Genomic DNA, 16,466 nt, shown 5'->3' on the forward strand with positions numbered 1-16,466 from the left:
AAAATTACTAATATTGAAGATGGGGCGTATTCACGCCCAGCCCAGCTGCGACAGACGCTGCGCCATCAGCTCGGGAAAACGCTTGAACCAGCGCTGATTGAGCGGTGACGGATGCGGCAATGGTGCCAGCGTAAAATGGCGTTGATGGCCGTCCGGCAGGCGCAGTTCGATCTGGTGCAGTGCCGTGAAGCGATCCTCCCGCGCCCAGAAAGCGTCGAGCGCCGCGCGCACCTCGCGCGGCTGCTCGATGCCGAACCACAAGAAGGCTTCCCGGCCCAGAGTGATGATCCGCTCGCCCTGCCAGCAGGTATCGAGCAGATCCGCCACCAGCGGTCGAAAGCGGCGCTTGACCGCCATCGACCACGCCTTGTTGCCCTGCGGCTTGTAGGGCACGGTATTGATCCAGAACAGTTCGCGGCCGATCGCTAGAGACGTCTCGACATCCGGCAGCGGCTCATGGTGGCGGTGCCAGTAGAGTTCGCCCCGCACCTTCTGCCCCCCGGCACCGACGAACGGCTCTCCGGTCTCGACCTCACGGGTGCCGGGGTCGCGGCCGAAGATCGCCAGCGGCGCATCGCATGGGCCGAGCCCGACGATCGGCTCGCAGGGGTCGCGCCCAAAGCGCGCATAGGTGTCGCGATCCAGGCGCTCGAGCTCGGCTGCCTCCCGGCGCAGGGCTGCCTCGATGGTCGCCGGCAGCCGCACCGGGCGTGCGCTCGTCTTCATGTGCTCTCCTTAATGCACGCTCTTTCATGCGCTAACGCTGACCGTTCGTCGTCATCGGCCTACCCTCGCTGCGACGATTCAACCAGTGGGAAAATTGAGCACCAGCAACCCGGCATTGAGATAGCCGGCAAAGCTGACCCAGATCAGGTAGGGCAGCAACAGCACCACCGCCAGTCGCGAATAGCGCGAGAAAGTCACCAGCGTCCATACGATCAGCCCCCACATCAGCAGCAGATCGAGCAGCCCCACCAGCATCCAGTGGGCGCCGAAGAACAGCCACGACCACAGCGCATTGGCGACGAGCTGGGCGACGAAAGGCGTCAGCGCCTGGCGCCGCTGGCCCGACGGCGCCACCAGTGTGACCCGCCAGGCGGCCACCGCCATCAGCAGGTAGAGCAGCGTCCAGGCCACCGGGAAGAGCCAGTCCGGGGGCGTCAGCGGCGGTTTGGTGAGCGCTTCGTACCAAGGGCCGGGTGGCGCCAGAATGCCGCTGCTGGCGGCGAGCGCCACCAGCAGCAACCAGCCGAGGAAGATCGCCAGCGAGCGATTCATACGGCTTACCAGGAGCCGGTATTTTCCATCGACGCCCAGGGCTCCTGGGCCGGCTTCGGCTCGCCCTTCTGCAGCAATTCGATGGAGATACCGTCAGGCGAACGCACGAAGGCCATATGGCCATCCCGCGGCGGGCGGTTGATGGTCACGCCGTTGGCCCGGAGCTTGTCGCACAGCGCATAGATGTCGTCGACGCGATAGGCCAGGTGGCCGAAGTTACGCCCGCCGGTGTAGGTCTCCGGGTCCCAGTTGTAGGTCAGCTCGACCATCGGCGACTTTTCGGCCTCGGCACGCGGGCGGTCGTTGGGGGTGGCGAGAAAGACCAGCGTGAAACGGCCCTTTTCGCTCTCCCTGCGCGACACCTCTTCGAGACCGAGCAGATCGCAATAGAAATGCAGCGACGCGTCGAGATCCGACACGCGCACCATCGTGTGCAGGTATTCCATGGGAATCTTCCTGATTCGTCAGTGGGTTGAACCGTTTCATGGTAGACCAGGAACGCGCAGCGGTGAATGCCGGCGCAGGGTTCAGGCGGCTTCCTCCTCGGCGCCGCCGATCGCGAACTCGACGCCCCCGCGCGGCTCGCACACAATTCAGCCATCCCTATCGAGGAGTCAGCATGGATTCTCTGACACAAGCCTGCCTGGGCGCCGCGGTCGCCGGCGCGGTGATGCCGCGTCTGGGGCGCCGTGCGCTACTGCTGGGCGCGGCACTGGGCACCCTGCCCGACCTGGACGTGGCGATCGACTACGGCGACGCGGTGGCCGACTACACCCGCCATCGCGGCTTCAGCCACTCGCTGCCTGTACTCGCCGCCCTGGCCACGCTGCTGGCGTGGCTGGCCAGCCGCTGGCGGCGTAGCCGCGAGATCGCCTCCTTCGCCCACTGGTGGTGGCTGTTCGCGCTCTGCCTCCTGACCCACCCGCTGCTCGACGCTTTCACCACCTACGGCACCCAACTGCTGTGGCCGCTGCCGCTAACGCCGGTGAGCTGGCACAGCCTGTTCATCATCGACCCCGCCTACACGCTGCCGCTGCTGATCGGGGTGCTGGTGTTCGCGATCCGCCCACGGCGGCGCCCGCTGGGTATCGCGCTGGGGGTCTCCTGCGCCTACATCGGCTTCAGCCTAGGCGCTCAGGCGTTCGTCGAGTCGCGGGTCAAGAGTGCTCTGGCTGCCCGCGGCCTGGCACAGGCGCCCATGCTGGTGCAGCCGGCACCGTTGACCACCCTGCTGTGGCGAGTGACGGTGATCGATCAGGATCAGGCTCTGGAGGGTTGGGTGGGGCTACTGGATGGCGATGCACCCGTCACGCTGACCCCCTGGCCGCTGGGCGACACCTGGCGACAGGCCGCGCTGGCCACCACGGATGGCCAGCGCCTGGCCTGGTTCAGCGGGCCATTCCTGCGCTACGCCGTGGTCACACCAGAAGACGCCCCACCGCGTCTGACCGCCACCGACCTGCGCCTGGGTATCCCCGGCCTGCATCCGTTCGTCTTCACCCTCGCCGCCCGCGATGCCGACGGCGGCTGGCAGCCCGTGCCCAGCGTGCGCGAAAGCCAGGGGCGCCCCGACCGCGCGCTGCTCGAACGCCTGCTGGCGCGAGTGGTCGACCCCAGCGTCGAACCGGTTCTCCCTCCTCGCGACGTGGCGGATGGGCCTGGATAGCATTCTCCACACCAACAAAAAGCGCCCGCCACCGTCAGGTAGCGGGCGCTTGGCCAGCAGCGCGGCAGCGCTCAGCAGTGAGTGCTGACGTACTCGGCAATCGCCTGCTTGGCCTCGGTCAGGGCCGCCTGTTTCTGGCCGTCACCCATATTGAGGCCTTCGGCATAGATGGCGTGGACATCCTTGATGCCGATCAGACCCAGCATGTGACGCAGGTGCGGCGTCTGGGAATCCATCTCGGTGCCGGCGTACATGCCGCCGCGCGCCGCCAGGATCAGCCCTGACTTGCCTTCGAGCAGCCCCACCGGGCCGTTCTCGGTGTACTTGAAGGTCTTGCCCGCACGCAGGATACGATCGAACCAGGCCTTGAGCTGGCTGGGGATGCCGAGGTTGTAGAGCGGTACCGCGAGTACGATCAGATCGGCGGCCTCGACCTCGGCCAGCAGCACGTCGGAGTGGCGCGCCAGGGCGGCCTGCTCCGGGGTGCGCGCGCTGGGCTCGGTCATCCAGCTACCCATCTCTTCACCGCTCAGGTGCGGCAGTTCGCTTGCGACCACGTCACGCTCCACCAGCGTGACATCGCGCCCTTCGAGGGCGGACTTGAAAGCCGCGGCGAGGCCGCGGGACTGGCCATTCTCGCCGAACAGCGAGCTGGTGATCAGCAGGATGCGTTGAGTCATGGACGAAGCTTCCCTAGCAGAGTGAGTGGGGCGTGGAGATGAAGCCCGCCGAGAACGGCGGGTGAACGCTGACCGCCATTATTCATTGTGGTTTTTGAAATAAAAACCGCGAATATTGGCATAAATCATTCGATTCAGTCGTTCAAATGTTAGCGCGTCGCCTCCACGCCCTGCCCGCACCCCTGCCACTCGTGGCGCCCGTAGCGCAGGGTCACCTTGACCGGCCACGGCTGCCCGCTCATGTCATCGAAGCAGGCGCCGGCGCGCAGGTCCATCTCCAGCGGCTGACGCCCGCTGTCGCTGACCAGCACCATGCGTGCATCGCTGCCGTTCTTCACCGAGGCCACGCGGTAGTGGAAGGTATCGGTCGCCTGGCCGTAGTCGGACACCAGCGTCAGCGTGGTGGTCTGACGATCCAGCGAGACGTTCCAGCCCGGTTCGTTGCCGCTGGCGTAGAAGATGCTCTGGGGATGCGCCTGGCGCGTGGTAGTCGCGCGCTCGCTGGCCAGCGCGCAAACCAGTTGGCCATGGTCGCTCTCGACCCGGGCATCGCGACCGTGGCGCTCGAAGGCGACCCCACCGAGTACGTAACGGTCACCGTCGGCCGCCACCGCACGCTGCAGTTCGGTGCTACCGAGGGCGGTCCACAGGCGCAGGCGCTTGGCATCCGGCGTGGTGGTCACCAGATTCTGCGACGGCGTACAGCGCCAGGCGCTGAAGCGCTCACCACCATCGGCAAAGAAAGCACTCGGCAGCAGCGGTGACTGCGGCGCGCTGGCGGACGCCTGGTTGTCCTTGGCGACATCCGCGCCTGCTACGCCCGACGTCGGCTGGGTGCCCCCGGCACAGCCGGCGACCAGCGAAGCGAGCAGAAGTGTGGCTGCGAGCCCTGGCGCGCGGGGCGACGTCAGAGCGCGATGAAGAGCACGACGAAAAGCGACGAGAGGCGCAGAAGACATGAGCGAGTTCCCGAATATGGTTGTCTAAGAGTGGTTGGCTGAGAGCGATTGGCTGAGACCGTCTGTCTGAGAATGATCGGCTGTAAGCAGCGAGCGGTTGAACGATGAAAAGGCGACGCAAGCGAACTCACAACGCGTGACGCAGACTACCATGCGCGGTCGGCGCGGGTCCTGCCGGTGCGCCAGGCGCAGGCGCTTGCCCTACTTTTCGAGCGCTTCGCGGTCGAGTTCGCCTCGCCAATAGGCCTCGACGGCCTTCTTCAGCTCGCGGTGAACACCGATCCGCGGATAGCCGGGCGTGCGAACCTGCGTCGTCATGGGTAGGGTCTCTGTGCAATAGCGGGTAACATCGGGGGCCGACGGCCAGACACGCAGTCTCGCCACGCCCTCTCCCTGAATCAGACGCGCTTGCCTAACACCTGACGTGAACAATATTCATAGCATGCTCGAACTTCGCCACCTCCGCACGCTGATCGCTCTGCGAGACACCGGCTCGCTGGTCGAGGCGGCGGAGCGTGTTCATCTCACCCAGTCGGCGCTATCGCATCAGATCAAGGATCTGGAGTCGCGCCTGGGCATGCCGCTGTTCGCGCGCAAGACGCGCCCGGTCGCCTTCACCCGCGCCGGCGAGCGGCTGCTGACCCTGGCCGAGCAGGTGCTGCCGCAGCTGCGCCTGGCCGAGCGCGATCTCGCTCGTCTCGCCGGGCACGAGCAGGGCCGCCTGCACATGGCGATCGAGTGCCATAGCTGCTTTCAGTGGCTGATGCCCACGGTCGACCACTTCCGCGATCACTGGCCCGAAGTGGAGGTGGACATCCCCAGCGGCCAGAACTTCGATCTGCTGCCGGCGCTGGTGCGCGAGGCCCTCGATCTGGTGATCACCGACAATCCCGAGCCGCTGCCCGGCATCCACTATGCCCCACTGTTCCGCTACGAGGGGCTGCTGGCGGTGGCCAAGCAACACGCTCTGGCCGGGCAGAGCTGGGTCGAGCCGCCGGATCTGGCCACCGAGACGCTGATCGTCTACCCCATCGACCACTCGCGGCTGGATATCTTCACCCAATTCCTGGAGCCGGCGGCGATTCGCCCGCGCGAGATCCGCAGCGCCGAGCTGACAGTGATGATGATGCAGCTGGTGGCCAGCGGTCGTGGCGTCTGCGCCCTGCCCAACTGGGCGCTGACCGAATATCTGGAGCGCGACTACGTCAAGGCGCTGCCGCTGGGCAAGGAAGGGGTGTGGAGCACGCTCTACGCCGCGGTTCGCGACAACGACCGGGCGCTGCCGTGGATGGAGGATTTCATTCGCACCGCGCGGGATACCTCTTTCGCAGTGCTGAGCGGTATCAAACCGGCTTGAACGACGGCGCTCACTGAGCGCCGTCGTCGAAATTGAGCGGGCTGATCGATTCGCGCGCATGCAGCGGCAGCAGCAGGCTGAAGCGCGCACCGCCCAGGCGTTCGCTGCGATCCACCACCACGTTGCCGCCGTGCCAAGCCATGATCTTCTGCACGATCGACAGCCCCAGGCCATAGCCGCCGGAGCGACGCGTGCGGCTGTCATCGAGCCGGGCAAAGGGCTTGAAGATGGCGATACGATCCTTCTCTGGCACGCCGGGGCCGTCGTCCTCGACATCGATACGAATTGCCCGCGGCTCGCGGTGAATGGTGACGCAGACCTGGGTCTCGGCGTGGCGACAGGCGTTGGCGACAAGGTTTTGCACCGCGCGCTGCAGATAACGCGGCTCCGCCTCCACCTCCAGCTCCTCGCCGTCGGCCACGGTCAGCGTCAGATGCGGATGCAGTGGGCTCAAGATCTCCAACACCCGCCACGCCAGCGCGCGGCACTCCAGGCTTTCGGTCTTGAGCGTGACGCCCTGGGCGTTCTCACTGTCGAGCTTGGCATAGGTGAGGATCTCATCGATCAGACGATCGAGCTCGGAGATGTCCTCATCGATGCCCTCCAACTGCTTGCGCGCATGCCCCTCCCCGTAGAGATCCTCGAGCATCTGCACCGCGAAGCGGATGCGCGCCACTGGCGTGCGCAGCTCGTGGGAGACCGCGCGGATCATCTCCTGCTGGCTGCGCAACAGCGACTGCACCTGCGCCGCCATACCGTTGAGCGCCATGCCCAGGCGGCCGAGAAAATCGTTGCCATCGACCCTTACGCGGGCGTTGAGATGGCCGGCAGCAATCCGCGTCGCCGCGCGCTCGAGCCGGCCGACCCGGCCTTCGACGCTCCACACGATCAGATAGATCGCCCCCGCCAAGATGATCAACACGATGATCAACAGCGACAGCGCCAGTGATAGCGGCATCGCCTCGAAGCTGGGCAGCGGGCCGATACTCAGCCAGCGGTCGGGGCCGACCCGAGCGTGGATATAGAGCGCGCTCAGGCTAGGGTCGAGACGCACCACCACCTCGCCGGCATCGAGCCGGGTGGCCTGGATCGGGTCGACGTTGGATGGCGGATCGGCGTGGAGCGCGACCGGCACGTGAAACTGCTGCTGCACCCGATGCAGGCGCTTGGCCTGCACCTTGGTCGACTCGCCGCTGAGCCAGGTACGCAGGACCTCGGTAATGCCGCGCAGCTGCATCTCGTTGAGCGAGTTGATGCGCGCCGCCAGCACCCAGTCGGACTGCGGCACCTTGTAGAGCGAGCGCCAGCCCTCGCCGGTGGACTCGATCACCGGGCGCTTCTCTTCCAGCCGGGCGCGTTCGAAATAATCCAGCGAAAGATCCTCGAGCCGAAACAGCCCTAGCGGCATGCCCAAGGTCGAGGCCATCGAGGCGAGCCAGTCGTCGCGCTTGCTGGGTGGCTGACGCGAGACCAGATCGGCGAGCAGCGCTAGAGGCCCGCTGACCAGATTTTCGCGGTAGTGCTCCTGACGTACCTTGTCGACCATCAGAAAGCCGAACAGCGCCAGCCCGAAGGTGATCACCAAGGCGGCCAACAGCGCCAGGTAGAAACGCAAAAAGGTGCTGTCGGTAAGCGAACGCCGCATCGCTGCTCTCGCGGGGAGTGAGGGGGTGGGTCGGCAAACGGCGGTGACCGCGGGGCGGTCACCGCCGCGGCTCAGCTATCCCTGACGAACAGGTAGCCTTTGCTACGCACCGTCTTGATGCGGTGGGGGTGATTGGGATCGTCGCCGATCTTGGGACGAATACGCGATACGCGCACGTCGATGGAACGATCCTGGCCGTCGTATTTGATCCCGCGCAGCTGCGAGAAGATCTCCTCGCGGGTGAGTACGCGTCCGGCGTTGTCGGCCAGCAACCAGAGCAGATCGAACTCGGCACTGGTGAGATCGATGCGCTGCTCCTCGAGCCAGGCTTCGCGGGTGGCGCTGTCGATCACCAGATTGTCGAAGGTTAGACGCGTGGCACCGCTCGACGACACCAGGCTGTCGGCGCGGCGCATCAGCGCCCGCATGCGCGCCAGCAGCACCCGTGGCTGCACCGGCTTGGGTACGTAGTCGTCGGCGCCCATCTCCAGTCCCAGCACCTGATCCATGTCGTCGGTGCGGGCGGTCAGCATCAGAATGGGACCGGCGTAGTGCGGACGCGCCCGGCGGCAGATGGAGAGCCCATCCTCGCCGGGCAGCATCAGATCGAGGATGACCATATCCGGCTGCTCCTCGATGATACGCTCCACGCCGTGGCCGCCATCATGCTCCAGTCCGACCTGGAAACCGTTGGCTTCCAGATATTCGCGCGTCAGATGCGCCAGCCGTTCGTCATCTTCGATGATCAGAACGCGATCTTGATGTGCAGTGCTGTCCAAGCTGTCTTCCATCCCTATGAGTTGGCCTCGAAACCCGGCCCTGCATACCACTGATTCATTTATTGTGTGACGCGCGAAGGCATCGACCGATTGATAGTGAACGGTGGACCAAGGTGGCCTATAACGCAACGAAATCTTGAGACAGGCTGCGAGGCGCCAAGCTCACCCGGCACAGGTGGTATCGGAGTATTCATGATACCTCATAAGCCCCCCATGCAACCTACTAACTCGGTTAGATAGTTTGGCGTTAGTCACTATCCAGCACGCTTTCTCGAGAGAGACTTCAGGCTGGTTGCGTGAGATAACAGATAACCTTTCACTCATTAGACTTAGGAAAAGCCCACCTCAATCACTTCCGCATGTCGCGACTCGGTGACGCCATTGCGCCGCCATCATCGGCTGAGTTCGACCTCACGGGTCTTGCCATCGCGCAGCGTCACCTGCTTGATGATGATCGGACTACGTGCCTCACCGCCGGGCAACAGTACGCTGCCGGCCACATAGAACACCCCGGCGGGAATACCCCGCACCACGAAGTAACCGTTGTCGTCGGTCTTGGCGTAGTGGGTGTAATCACGCGCTCGCGGGTCGGCCGGCTCGATCCGGCGGCCGGACAGCGCGACATCCGCGGCCTCGGCGGCGTATCGCGTCGCCGGCGCCACCGAAATCGTCTCGTTGGCACCGACGATCGTCTGACCACTCGGCGTGGTGTAGCTGAGCCGCCCCTGCACCGCGGCGGTGCCGTGCTTCTCGAGCTTGGCGTACTCCTCGGCCGGAAATGCGATCTGACGCTTGACCACATTCTCGTCGCGGGACTGGCTGCCGAAGATATCGGGCATCTCGAAGCTGCCGGTGGAAAGGCTCTCGCACCCGGTCAGCCCCAGCGTGATCAAAAGGGGTAACAGCCAGGGCCGCCACTGTGTCAGCGTCATCTTCGACTCCTTGCATGCAACGCGCGCGTTCATGGCCGGACATTCCTTACCCGGATAAACCACGATAGACGCTTATCTTACGTCACGCCGCACTGTCGATCTGTCCGACAGTGTCATCTTGGGTAACTCGAGAATTCGATTGTAAACGACAATCACGCAGAGATTACGCAAGCGTTGTCGCCGCTGGGCGACGGACTGATCGAGCCGCTGGGCGACGGCCTGATCGAGCCACTGGGCGAGGACCGGTCGAGAGAGGCGATTCAGGGACTACGCGGGCTCAGGGTCAGATGGTCGGCACGAATCTGGATATCGAAGCGGCCGAGAAAGCTCATGCCGAGCAGCACCATGTCATCGCCGATACCGGCATGGATCGATCCTGTCACCCGACGCGCCGACAGACCGCCCAGACGCACGCTGTCGAGCGTGGTGAGATGGCCCTGGACACGCCCATTGGCAGTGGTGAAGGTGGCCGCAGGGCCGGATTGCAGACCGAGGCGCTCGGCCAACCCACGCGACAGCGAAACATAGGTAGCGCCGGTATCGAGCAGAAAGGTGACCGGCTGGCCGTCGATCTCGCCCGGGGCGACGAAGTGGCCAGCTGCGTTGCGCGCCAGGGTCACCGGCGCGCCGGGGGCGGCGTGGCTAGAGAGCTCGAGATTGGGATTGGCGCGCCGGCTTTCGACGCCGCGAAACCACCACATCGCCAACGCCAGCATCACCACCCAGCACAGCAGCATCATGCCGAGGCCGAGACGCCGCGTGGTGTGGCGAGCATCGCTCATCGGCTCGACCCTCGCGCGATCACCCTAGCGGTCACGCGACTCAGCGCCGCTTCGGAGTGTGATTGTCGTGGGGTGGCATGCGCCTCTCCTCTTTATGTCTACCACTATATCTATCCGCTATCTCGATCTCTGTCTCGATCTCTATCCGCTATCTCTGTCTCGCTATCGATGCCTTTCTCGATCTCTCGACTTCTACCGGTGCTTGCGGATCGTCTCCGAGCCCGCGTCGGGCGAGGCGCCGTCAGCGGCAGGGCCTGGCATCGTCGCGAAGCGCTGACGCCAACGGGCCCCCACTGCGCAAGCGCGACGCGGAGTGCTACAGTCGCCGTCACGACGCAGTCGCGCCGTACTCACTACCGTTCACCGATAACCCTAAGGTTCCCGCAGGCGTTTGTCATGACCGATCTCGCTTCCCCCTCCCAGACGCCCGCCCAACTGGGCTTTCGCATGCCGGCGGAGTTCGCCCCCCACGATGCCTGCTGGATGCTGTGGCCACAGCGTCCGGACAACTGGCGCCTGGGGGCCAAGCCGGCGCAGCGCGCCTTCGTCGATGTCGCCCGCGCCATCGCCGAGAGCGAGACCGTGATCGTGGGCGTCAACGACGAGCAGTACGAGAACGCCCGCCACCAGTTACCGGCGCACATTCGAGTGGTCGAGCTCTCCAGCAACGATGCCTGGATGCGCGATGTCGGCCCGACCTTCGTCACCCACCCGGACGGGCGTATCGCCGTCGTCGACTGGGACTTCAACGCCTGGGGCGGGCTCAAGGGCGGGCTCTACTTCCCGTGGGACAAGGATCGTCGCATTCGCCGCAAGATCGCCGAGATGCTGGGCATTCCCTGCTTCACCGCGCCGATGGTGCTGGAGGGCGGCGCGATCCATGTGGATGGCGAGGGCACGCTGATCACCACCGAAGAGTGCCTGCTCAACCCCAACCGCAATCCTGAGCTCGACCGCGAGGCGCAGACCCAGCTACTGGCCGACTATCTGGGCATCGAGAAGGTGATCTGGCTGCCGGCGGGCTGCTACCAGGACGAGACCGACGGCCACGTCGACAACCTCTGCTGTTTCATTGCCCCCGGCGTGGTGGCACTGACCTGGACCGACGACGAGAGCGACCCGCAGCACGCCATCTCGCGGCAGGCGCTGGAGATTCTGCAACAGGCCACCGACGCCCGCGGCCGCCGCTTCGTGATCCACAAACTGCCGCAGCCGGGCCCGCTCTATCTGGGCGAAGAGGAAGCCAGCGGCGTAGACCGCCTGTCGAGCTCGCGCCCGCGGCGCCCGGGGGATCGCATGGCAGCCTCCTACGTCAACTTCTATATCGGCACCAGCGTGGTAGCGATGCCGCTGCTCGACCCCGCCCATGACGCCAGTGTGCGCGAGATACTGGAAGGGCTCTTCCCCGGGCGCCGGGTGATCGGCGTGCCGGCACGCGAGATCCTGCTCGGCGGCGGCAACATCCACTGCATCACCCAGCAGCAACCCCGGCCCTGAACGCAGCGCCAACGCAAGCTGCCCTCATCGGCAGAAGGCAACGCCGCGCATCCCCAGATGGAAGTGGTTGGCGTGCGCGGCGTTGTAGTCGGGGCCGATCACGGTCCCGAAATAGCCGCACGCCCCCGCCTGTACCTCGCGCAGAAACGCAGCACGCCTGCCCTCGCCGTCCCAATCCTCGAGTAGGTCGATGCGCTCGCCGCTGGCCAGGGTGAAGCTTGCGACATCCAGCGCCGAGGCCGTGGCGTGCTCGCTGCGCCGCGCGTTCTCACGGTGATAGATATTACGGCAGGCGAAGGAGCCGAAATGGCGCACGGCAGTGACGCGGCTGCCGAAGGTGCGCTCGGCCAGCGGCTGGAGTTCGTGACGCTCGAACATCGTCCATGCCAAGGCCAGCGGGCAGGTGGCGACGAAGCTCGAACTGAAGCGCACCCCGGTGCTCTGCAGACGTACCACGTCGGTCAGCGGGCAGCCCTGCACCGGGGTGTAGTCCGCCAGCGGGGTAAAGCGCACCTCAGGCGCCGTGCGCAGCGCTGCGCGGCACGCCTCGGGGTCGCGTTCGACGCGCGCGAGCTTGAGCCGGGTGACCGGTGTCACCGGGTCGTCCACCGCCAGCGGCGCGAACGGATTCCACGCCCGGGGCACCTCGATGACATGCTTGTCGAGCGCCACACCCAGCGCGATCAGCGCCAGCCATCCCAGCGTCGTTGCGCGCATGCGCCTCCCTGCACCGTGTTGCCGATTCAAGGTCTAGCTTAGGCGCTGTCAGAGATGACTGCGTATATCAGCCCTCGACCATCCAGGCATGGTCCGGGTCGTTACGGAATGTCCAGACCCGCCGCGGCCCGGCCATGACATTGAGGTAATAGAGGTCGTAACCGTGAGCGGCCGCGACCGGATGGTAACCACGCGGCACCATCACCACGCAGCCATCCTCCACCGTCAGGGTCTCGTCCAGCGAGCGATCATCGGTATAGACACGCTGGAAGGCAAAGCCCTGCGCAGGGTTCAGGCGGTGGTAATAGGTCTCTTCGAGCCTCGACTCATGGGGTAGATCGTCAGTGTCGTGCTTGTGCGGCGGGTAGCTCGACCAGTTGCCGGCAGGGGTGTAGACCTCTACCACTAATAGGCCGTCGGCTGGCTCGCTCTCCGGCAGCACGTCGTGGATATGCCGGGTATTGCTGCCGCGCCCCCGAGTGCTGCGCTTGATCTGCGCCGGGGCGATCAGGCGCGCGGCGTGTCTCCCCTGGCCCGGCGCGCTGCACACCGCGAGTTCGAGCGGGGTGAGCGCCTCGACCTGGTAATCCGCGCCCGGCGGCAGGTAGACCGCGTAGGGCGGCACTGGCTCGAACACATCCATCCGCTCGCCGATCGCCTCCCAGCGCTCGTCGCCACTGGTCACGTTGGCGCGCCCGGCAAGCAGCACCAGACAGTGTTCACGACTGCCCGTACTGCCCGCGATACGCTGCCCTTCGGCCAGCTTGTGAACGCGAAAACCGACATGCTCCCAGCCGGCGGATGCCGGGGTGACGTCGAGCACCTTGCCCTGCGCATCGGGTTGCTGGGGTCGAACTAGCAGTGAACTCATGGTGTCTCTCCTGCGCTCATAGCCTGGGGTTGATCGATCTCGTCGAGGGCCACGCGACGCCCCTCGCGTAACGACAGCAGCGCCGCCTCGGCCAGACGCAGCGCTTCCAGCCCGTCTTCGGCGCCGGCCAGCGGCTGCCGTCCGTCGCGCCAACTGGTGACGAAATCATCGAGCTCATGGCGATAGGCCAAGGCGTAGCGTTCGAGAAAGAAAGCGTGGGGCAGCTCCCCGATCTGGCCGGCCTCCCCGGTGAACCGCAGCCGGGTCTCGGTTTCGTTGCGCGCTTCGAGCATGCCCAGGCTGCCGAAGGCCTCGATGCGCTGGTCATAGCCGTAGCTGGCGCGGCGCGAGTTGCTGATATGGCATAGCCGGCCGCTGGCGCTGACCAGGGTGATCATCGCGGTGTCGATATCCCCCGCCGCCCCCAGTGCCGGATCGATCAGGCAACCACCTTCGGCGTAGACGTCACGGATGGGCTCGTCGAGCAGCCAGCGCACCATGTCGAAGTCGTGAATGGTCATGTCGCGAAACAGCCCACCCGAGGCTGCGACGTAGGCGGGCGGCGGCGGCGACGGATCGCGGCTGATCACGCTCAGGGTCTCCAGCGTACCGATACGCCCGGCCAGGATCTGGCGCCTGAGCGCAGCGAACTGCGGGTCGTGACGCCGGTTGAAGCCCAGCGCGCAGGTCACAGGATGCCGCGCCAATACCGCCAGTGCGGCACGTGTCCGCGACAGATCCAGGGCGATCGGCTTTTCGCACAGGATCGCCTTGCCGGCACGCGCGGCGCGCTCGAGATAGTCGGCGTGGGTCGGTGTGCTCGACGCGATCAGCACCGCGTCGATCGCCGGATCTTCGAACAGCGCCTCGGTTGGCAATACGCTGCAGCCGTAACGCTCGGCGAGTGCCTGGGCCGCCGGCACGTGGGCGTCGCTCACCGCCGCCAAGGTGACCTCGGGGTGCGCGGCAATGGCAGTGGCGTGCACCCTGCCGATCCGTCCCGCGCCGATCAGTGCCAGTCTCATGCATCGCTCCTCGAATGCGTTCTTCGAATCCGTTCCTCGAATGCGTGTCTCGAACGAGTCCTTCGAACGAGTCTGGAAACGAGCCCCTCGAAGGCTGTCGTCGAACGGGCGACTCGTATCGGGATCAACTCGACCCGCTCGCCGCGGAAGTGCGTCAGTGCTCAGCCGTCGGCCGCCCTGAGTCTGGCGGCGGAAGCGTCGGATCGGCGGGGTCGCGTTCGCGGGCCTGACGCATGCCCAGCGCAATGGCCAGGGTCTGGGCCAGGCACAGCGAGGCGCTCAGACCGCGAAAGCTCTTGACCTCGGCCTCCTGCACCACCAGCGCCACGTCGGCGACCCGCGCCAACGGACTGAGGCTGGAATCGGTGATCACCACCAGCGGGATGCCGCGCTCGCTGGCGTCATCGGCGGCGCGCCGGCTCTCTTCGGCATAGGGTGAAAAGCTCACCACCAGCAGCGCATCCCGCGCCCCGATCGACTTGATCTGCTCGCCGTGCATGCCACCCAGGCCATCGATCAGCGCCGCGCGCTTGTCGATGTGGTGCAGCGCATAGGTGAGATAGCTGGCTACCACGAAACTGCGCCGAGCCCCCAGCGCATGCACGATCTCGGCGCCTTCGAGTAGATCCAGCGCGCGCTCCAGATCGGCCGGATCGATACGCCCTGGCAGTGCCTCCAGCACCTGCCGATTGGCCTCGGCAAACTCCCACAGCAGTTGCGTGCTATCCGGCGTTTCACCGGTGGCCACGCGCACCGCACGGATACGCTCGGCGTAATTGGGCAGCTCGTTGACCAGGCGGGCGCGAAACAGCTCCTGCATCTCCGAGAATCCCGTGAAACCGAAACTGTTGGCGAAGCGAATCAGCGTCGAAGGGGTGACGCCGGCCTGTTCGGCCAGCTTGGCCACGGTGGCAAAAGCCACCTCGCGAGGGTTATCGAGCAAAAAGCGCGCCGTCTGCTGTAGGCGGCGACTGAGGGAGGCGTAGACCTCGGTGATCTGGCGCTCCAGCGCCGCGAAATCCTCGATGGGCATGCAACGAACCTTTACTGAATGGGCAGCCGACGCGGCGATCCACGTGACCGACTGTCGATGCGACGAGCCTAAGAGCGATGGAATGAAAATTCCACACATACCAAAGTATAGAACGATAAGTTTGAAATTTTCAAAAAATGGAATTTATATTCCATGTCACGGTTCGACCGGAACAGCAGCCGTACCTCTCGACCGCGACTCGACGCCAGCCTCTATCGCGACTCGGCGTCAGACAATGACAACGTGACATACGCCAAGAGGATTCATCATGCGACGCCGTAACCGCTTCGATTTCCCACCGGCCGGCGGCAAGCGCCTTGCCGCCACACTCGTCACCGCTCTGGGCCTGCTCGTCGGCGGGCTGGCACATGCCGAGGGCCACCGCTTCGTCATGGTCACCCATGGCGTACCTTCCGACCCGTTCTGGACCGTGGTCAAGAACGGCGCCGACGCTGCTGCCCAAACGCTGGGCGATACCCTGGAGTACCGCGCCCCCTCTACCTTCGACATGGCCAAGATGCAGCAACTGGCCGAGGCGGCCATCGCCTCCGACCCGGACGGTCTGATCCTCTCGTTCACCGATGAAAGCGCCCTGGGCAAGGTGGTGCAGAACGCCACCGATCGCGGTATTCCGGTGATCACCATCAACTCCGGCGGTGACGCCGCGACCAAGTACGGCGCTCTGCTCCATGTCGGCCAGAGCGAGTACGCCGCGGGCAAGGCGGCCGCCGAGCGCATGCGCAAGATGGGGGTCAAGAAAGGGCTGTGCGTCAATCACGAGCAGGGCAACCAGGGCCTCGATCAGCGCTGCGACGGCTTCATCGATGGCTTCGACGGCAACGCCGAGCAGCTCGCCACCTCCTACGACCCGACCGAAATCCGTAACGCCATCGTCGCCTATCTCAACCAGCACCGAGATATCCAGGGCGTGCTGACACTGGGCGCGATCACCGCCGGGCCGCTGATCCAGGCCATGCGCGACGAGGGCGCCACCGGCAAGCTGACCCTGGCCACCTTCGATCTCTCCCCCGCCATCCTGCTCGCGCTGCAGCAGGGTGCGCTGGATTTCGCCATCGACCAGCAGCAGTACCTGCAGGGCTATCTGCCGGTGGTCTTCCTCGACCAGTACGTCGAACACGGCCTGCTGCCGGCGGATGACGTGGCAACCGGCCCCGGCTTCGTCACCAAGGAGAACGCCGCCCGGGTGATGGAGTTGAGCCGGCGCGGCATCCGCTGACGCCAGAA

At 65.5% G+C, this 16,466-nt stretch carries 17 protein-coding genes and 1 pseudogene; 4 read left to right on the forward strand and 14 right to left on the reverse strand.

All coding sequences use genetic code 11. The features are described from left to right. Positions 1-30: 30 nt before the first annotated feature. From QO259_RS12810 to QO259_RS12820, 3 genes are all read right to left on the reverse strand, one after another. Positions 31-726 carry a uracil-DNA glycosylase family protein gene (locus QO259_RS12810; RefSeq protein WP_285950244.1) on the reverse strand — a complete coding sequence of 232 codons (696 nt, stop codon included), beginning with the start codon at positions 724-726 and terminating at the stop codon, positions 31-33. 78 nt (positions 727-804) lie between these two features. Next, positions 805-1,278 carry a TspO/MBR family protein gene (locus tag QO259_RS12815; RefSeq protein ID WP_207032177.1) on the reverse strand — a complete coding sequence of 158 codons (474 nt, stop codon included), beginning with the start codon at positions 1,276-1,278 and terminating at the stop codon, positions 805-807. 5 nt (positions 1,279-1,283) lie between these two features. After that, positions 1,284-1,724 (reverse strand): VOC family protein, encoded by a 441-nt coding sequence (locus QO259_RS12820; protein WP_285950245.1) that lies wholly within the window; start codon positions 1,722-1,724, stop codon positions 1,284-1,286. 173 nt (positions 1,725-1,897) lie between these two features. Here QO259_RS12820 and QO259_RS12825 point away from each other — a divergent pair, with 173 nt between their 5' ends. Continuing rightward, entirely contained in the window at positions 1,898-2,944 is a 1,047-nt protein-coding gene (locus QO259_RS12825; protein WP_285950246.1) for a metal-dependent hydrolase, read from the forward strand. 71 nt (positions 2,945-3,015) lie between these two features. On the opposite strand, the gene QO259_RS12830 is transcribed toward QO259_RS12825, so the two are convergent. The 3 genes and pseudogenes from QO259_RS12830 to QO259_RS12840 all read right to left on the reverse strand — a co-directional run. Then, complete coding sequence (locus QO259_RS12830) at positions 3,016-3,624, reverse strand: FMN-dependent NADH-azoreductase (RefSeq protein ID WP_285950247.1); 609 nt, start codon at positions 3,622-3,624, stop codon at positions 3,016-3,018. 149 nt (positions 3,625-3,773) lie between these two features. Then, positions 3,774-4,583 carry a C-type lysozyme, inhibitor gene (locus QO259_RS12835; RefSeq protein WP_285950248.1) on the reverse strand — a complete coding sequence of 270 codons (810 nt, stop codon included), beginning with the start codon at positions 4,581-4,583 and terminating at the stop codon, positions 3,774-3,776. Between the two features lie 204 nt (positions 4,584-4,787). After that, a pseudogene (locus QO259_RS12840) lies at positions 4,788-4,901 on the reverse strand (hypothetical protein); the annotation flags it as partial. 124 nt (positions 4,902-5,025) lie between these two features. Here QO259_RS12840 and QO259_RS12845 point away from each other — a divergent pair. Continuing rightward, on the forward strand, positions 5,026-5,940 hold the full coding sequence (locus QO259_RS12845) for a LysR family transcriptional regulator (protein ID WP_207032185.1): 915 nt from the start codon (positions 5,026-5,028) through the stop codon (positions 5,938-5,940). Between the two features lie 10 nt (positions 5,941-5,950). Here QO259_RS12845 and QO259_RS12850 read toward each other — a convergent pair whose 3' ends face one another. From QO259_RS12850 to QO259_RS12865, 4 genes are all read right to left on the reverse strand, one after another. Further along, the gene (locus QO259_RS12850; protein WP_285950249.1) at positions 5,951-7,585 is read right to left on the reverse strand and encodes an ATP-binding protein; all 1,635 of its coding nucleotides are present in this window, start codon (positions 7,583-7,585) and stop codon (positions 5,951-5,953) included. Between the two features lie 71 nt (positions 7,586-7,656). Then, positions 7,657-8,376, reverse strand: a complete 720-nt coding sequence (locus tag QO259_RS12855; RefSeq protein ID WP_207032193.1) for a winged helix-turn-helix domain-containing protein — start codon at positions 8,374-8,376, stop codon at positions 7,657-7,659. A 380-nt stretch (positions 8,377-8,756) separates the two neighbouring features. Next, positions 8,757-9,296 (reverse strand): peptidase associated/transthyretin-like domain-containing protein, encoded by a 540-nt coding sequence (locus QO259_RS12860; RefSeq protein ID WP_207032195.1) that lies wholly within the window; start codon positions 9,294-9,296, stop codon positions 8,757-8,759. A gap of 260 nt (positions 9,297-9,556) precedes the next feature. Further along, positions 9,557-10,078: a retropepsin-like aspartic protease family protein gene (locus QO259_RS12865; protein ID WP_285950250.1), complete on the reverse strand. Its 522-nt coding sequence runs from the start codon at positions 10,076-10,078 to the stop codon at positions 9,557-9,559. Between the two features lie 396 nt (positions 10,079-10,474). Between QO259_RS12865 and aguA the strand changes: the two genes are divergently transcribed. Further along, positions 10,475-11,575, forward strand: coding sequence for an agmatine deiminase (gene aguA / locus QO259_RS12870; protein WP_285950251.1), 1,101 nt, complete (start codon positions 10,475-10,477; stop codon positions 11,573-11,575). Between the two features lie 24 nt (positions 11,576-11,599). Here the strand turns inward: aguA and QO259_RS12875 are convergent, their stop codons facing one another. From QO259_RS12875 to QO259_RS12890, 4 genes are all read right to left on the reverse strand, one after another. Beyond that, positions 11,600-12,292, reverse strand: coding sequence for an extensin-like domain-containing protein (locus tag QO259_RS12875; protein ID WP_285950252.1), 693 nt, complete (start codon positions 12,290-12,292; stop codon positions 11,600-11,602). Between the two features lie 67 nt (positions 12,293-12,359). Further along, positions 12,360-13,163 carry a 5-deoxy-glucuronate isomerase gene (iolB, locus tag QO259_RS12880; protein WP_285950253.1) on the reverse strand — a complete coding sequence of 268 codons (804 nt, stop codon included), beginning with the start codon at positions 13,161-13,163 and terminating at the stop codon, positions 12,360-12,362. Continuing rightward, the gene (gene iolG / locus QO259_RS12885) at positions 13,160-14,188 is read right to left on the reverse strand and encodes an inositol 2-dehydrogenase (protein WP_285950254.1); all 1,029 of its coding nucleotides are present in this window, start codon (positions 14,186-14,188) and stop codon (positions 13,160-13,162) included. The genes iolB and iolG overlap by 4 nt, the downstream gene beginning before the upstream one ends. A 154-nt stretch (positions 14,189-14,342) precedes the next feature. After that, positions 14,343-15,221, reverse strand: coding sequence for a MurR/RpiR family transcriptional regulator (locus QO259_RS12890; RefSeq protein ID WP_285950255.1), 879 nt, complete (start codon positions 15,219-15,221; stop codon positions 14,343-14,345). A 268-nt stretch (positions 15,222-15,489) separates the two neighbouring features. On the opposite strand from QO259_RS12890, the gene QO259_RS12895 reads away from it, so the two are divergent. Beyond that, positions 15,490-16,458 carry a sugar ABC transporter substrate-binding protein gene (locus QO259_RS12895; protein ID WP_285950256.1) on the forward strand — a complete coding sequence of 323 codons (969 nt, stop codon included), beginning with the start codon at positions 15,490-15,492 and terminating at the stop codon, positions 16,456-16,458. Positions 16,459-16,466: the final 8 nt, after the last annotated feature.

This window comes from Salinicola sp. JS01 (assembly GCF_030284585.1).
Taxonomy (GTDB): Bacteria; Pseudomonadota; Gammaproteobacteria; order Pseudomonadales; family Halomonadaceae; genus Salinicola.

Coding starts and splice junctions, on each gene's coding strand:
- QO259_RS12810 (WP_285950244.1), bottom strand. CDS start 726: ATGAAGACGAGCGCACGCCCGGTGCGGCTGCCGGCGACCATCGAGGCA.
- QO259_RS12815 (WP_207032177.1), bottom strand. CDS start 1,278: ATGAATCGCTCGCTGGCGATCTTCCTCGGCTGGTTGCTGCTGGTGGCG.
- QO259_RS12820 (WP_285950245.1), bottom strand. CDS start 1,724: ATGGAATACCTGCACACGATGGTGCGCGTGTCGGATCTCGACGCGTCG.
- QO259_RS12825 (WP_285950246.1), top strand. CDS start 1,898: ATGGATTCTCTGACACAAGCCTGCCTGGGCGCCGCGGTCGCCGGCGCG.
- QO259_RS12830 (WP_285950247.1), bottom strand. CDS start 3,624: ATGACTCAACGCATCCTGCTGATCACCAGCTCGCTGTTCGGCGAGAAT.
- QO259_RS12835 (WP_285950248.1), bottom strand. CDS start 4,583: ATGTCTTCTGCGCCTCTCGTCGCTTTTCGTCGTGCTCTTCATCGCGCT.
- QO259_RS12845 (WP_207032185.1), top strand. CDS start 5,026: ATGCTCGAACTTCGCCACCTCCGCACGCTGATCGCTCTGCGAGACACC.
- QO259_RS12850 (WP_285950249.1), bottom strand. CDS start 7,585: ATGCGGCGTTCGCTTACCGACAGCACCTTTTTGCGTTTCTACCTGGCG.
- QO259_RS12855 (WP_207032193.1), bottom strand. CDS start 8,376: ATGGAAGACAGCTTGGACAGCACTGCACATCAAGATCGCGTTCTGATC.
- QO259_RS12860 (WP_207032195.1), bottom strand. CDS start 9,296: ATGACGCTGACACAGTGGCGGCCCTGGCTGTTACCCCTTTTGATCACG.
- QO259_RS12865 (WP_285950250.1), bottom strand. CDS start 10,078: ATGAGCGATGCTCGCCACACCACGCGGCGTCTCGGCCTCGGCATGATG.
- aguA (WP_285950251.1), top strand. CDS start 10,475: ATGACCGATCTCGCTTCCCCCTCCCAGACGCCCGCCCAACTGGGCTTT.
- QO259_RS12875 (WP_285950252.1), bottom strand. CDS start 12,292: ATGCGCGCAACGACGCTGGGATGGCTGGCGCTGATCGCGCTGGGTGTG.
- iolB (WP_285950253.1), bottom strand. CDS start 13,163: ATGAGTTCACTGCTAGTTCGACCCCAGCAACCCGATGCGCAGGGCAAG.
- iolG (WP_285950254.1), bottom strand. CDS start 14,188: ATGAGACTGGCACTGATCGGCGCGGGACGGATCGGCAGGGTGCACGCC.
- QO259_RS12890 (WP_285950255.1), bottom strand. CDS start 15,221: ATGCCCATCGAGGATTTCGCGGCGCTGGAGCGCCAGATCACCGAGGTC.
- QO259_RS12895 (WP_285950256.1), top strand. CDS start 15,490: ATGCGACGCCGTAACCGCTTCGATTTCCCACCGGCCGGCGGCAAGCGC.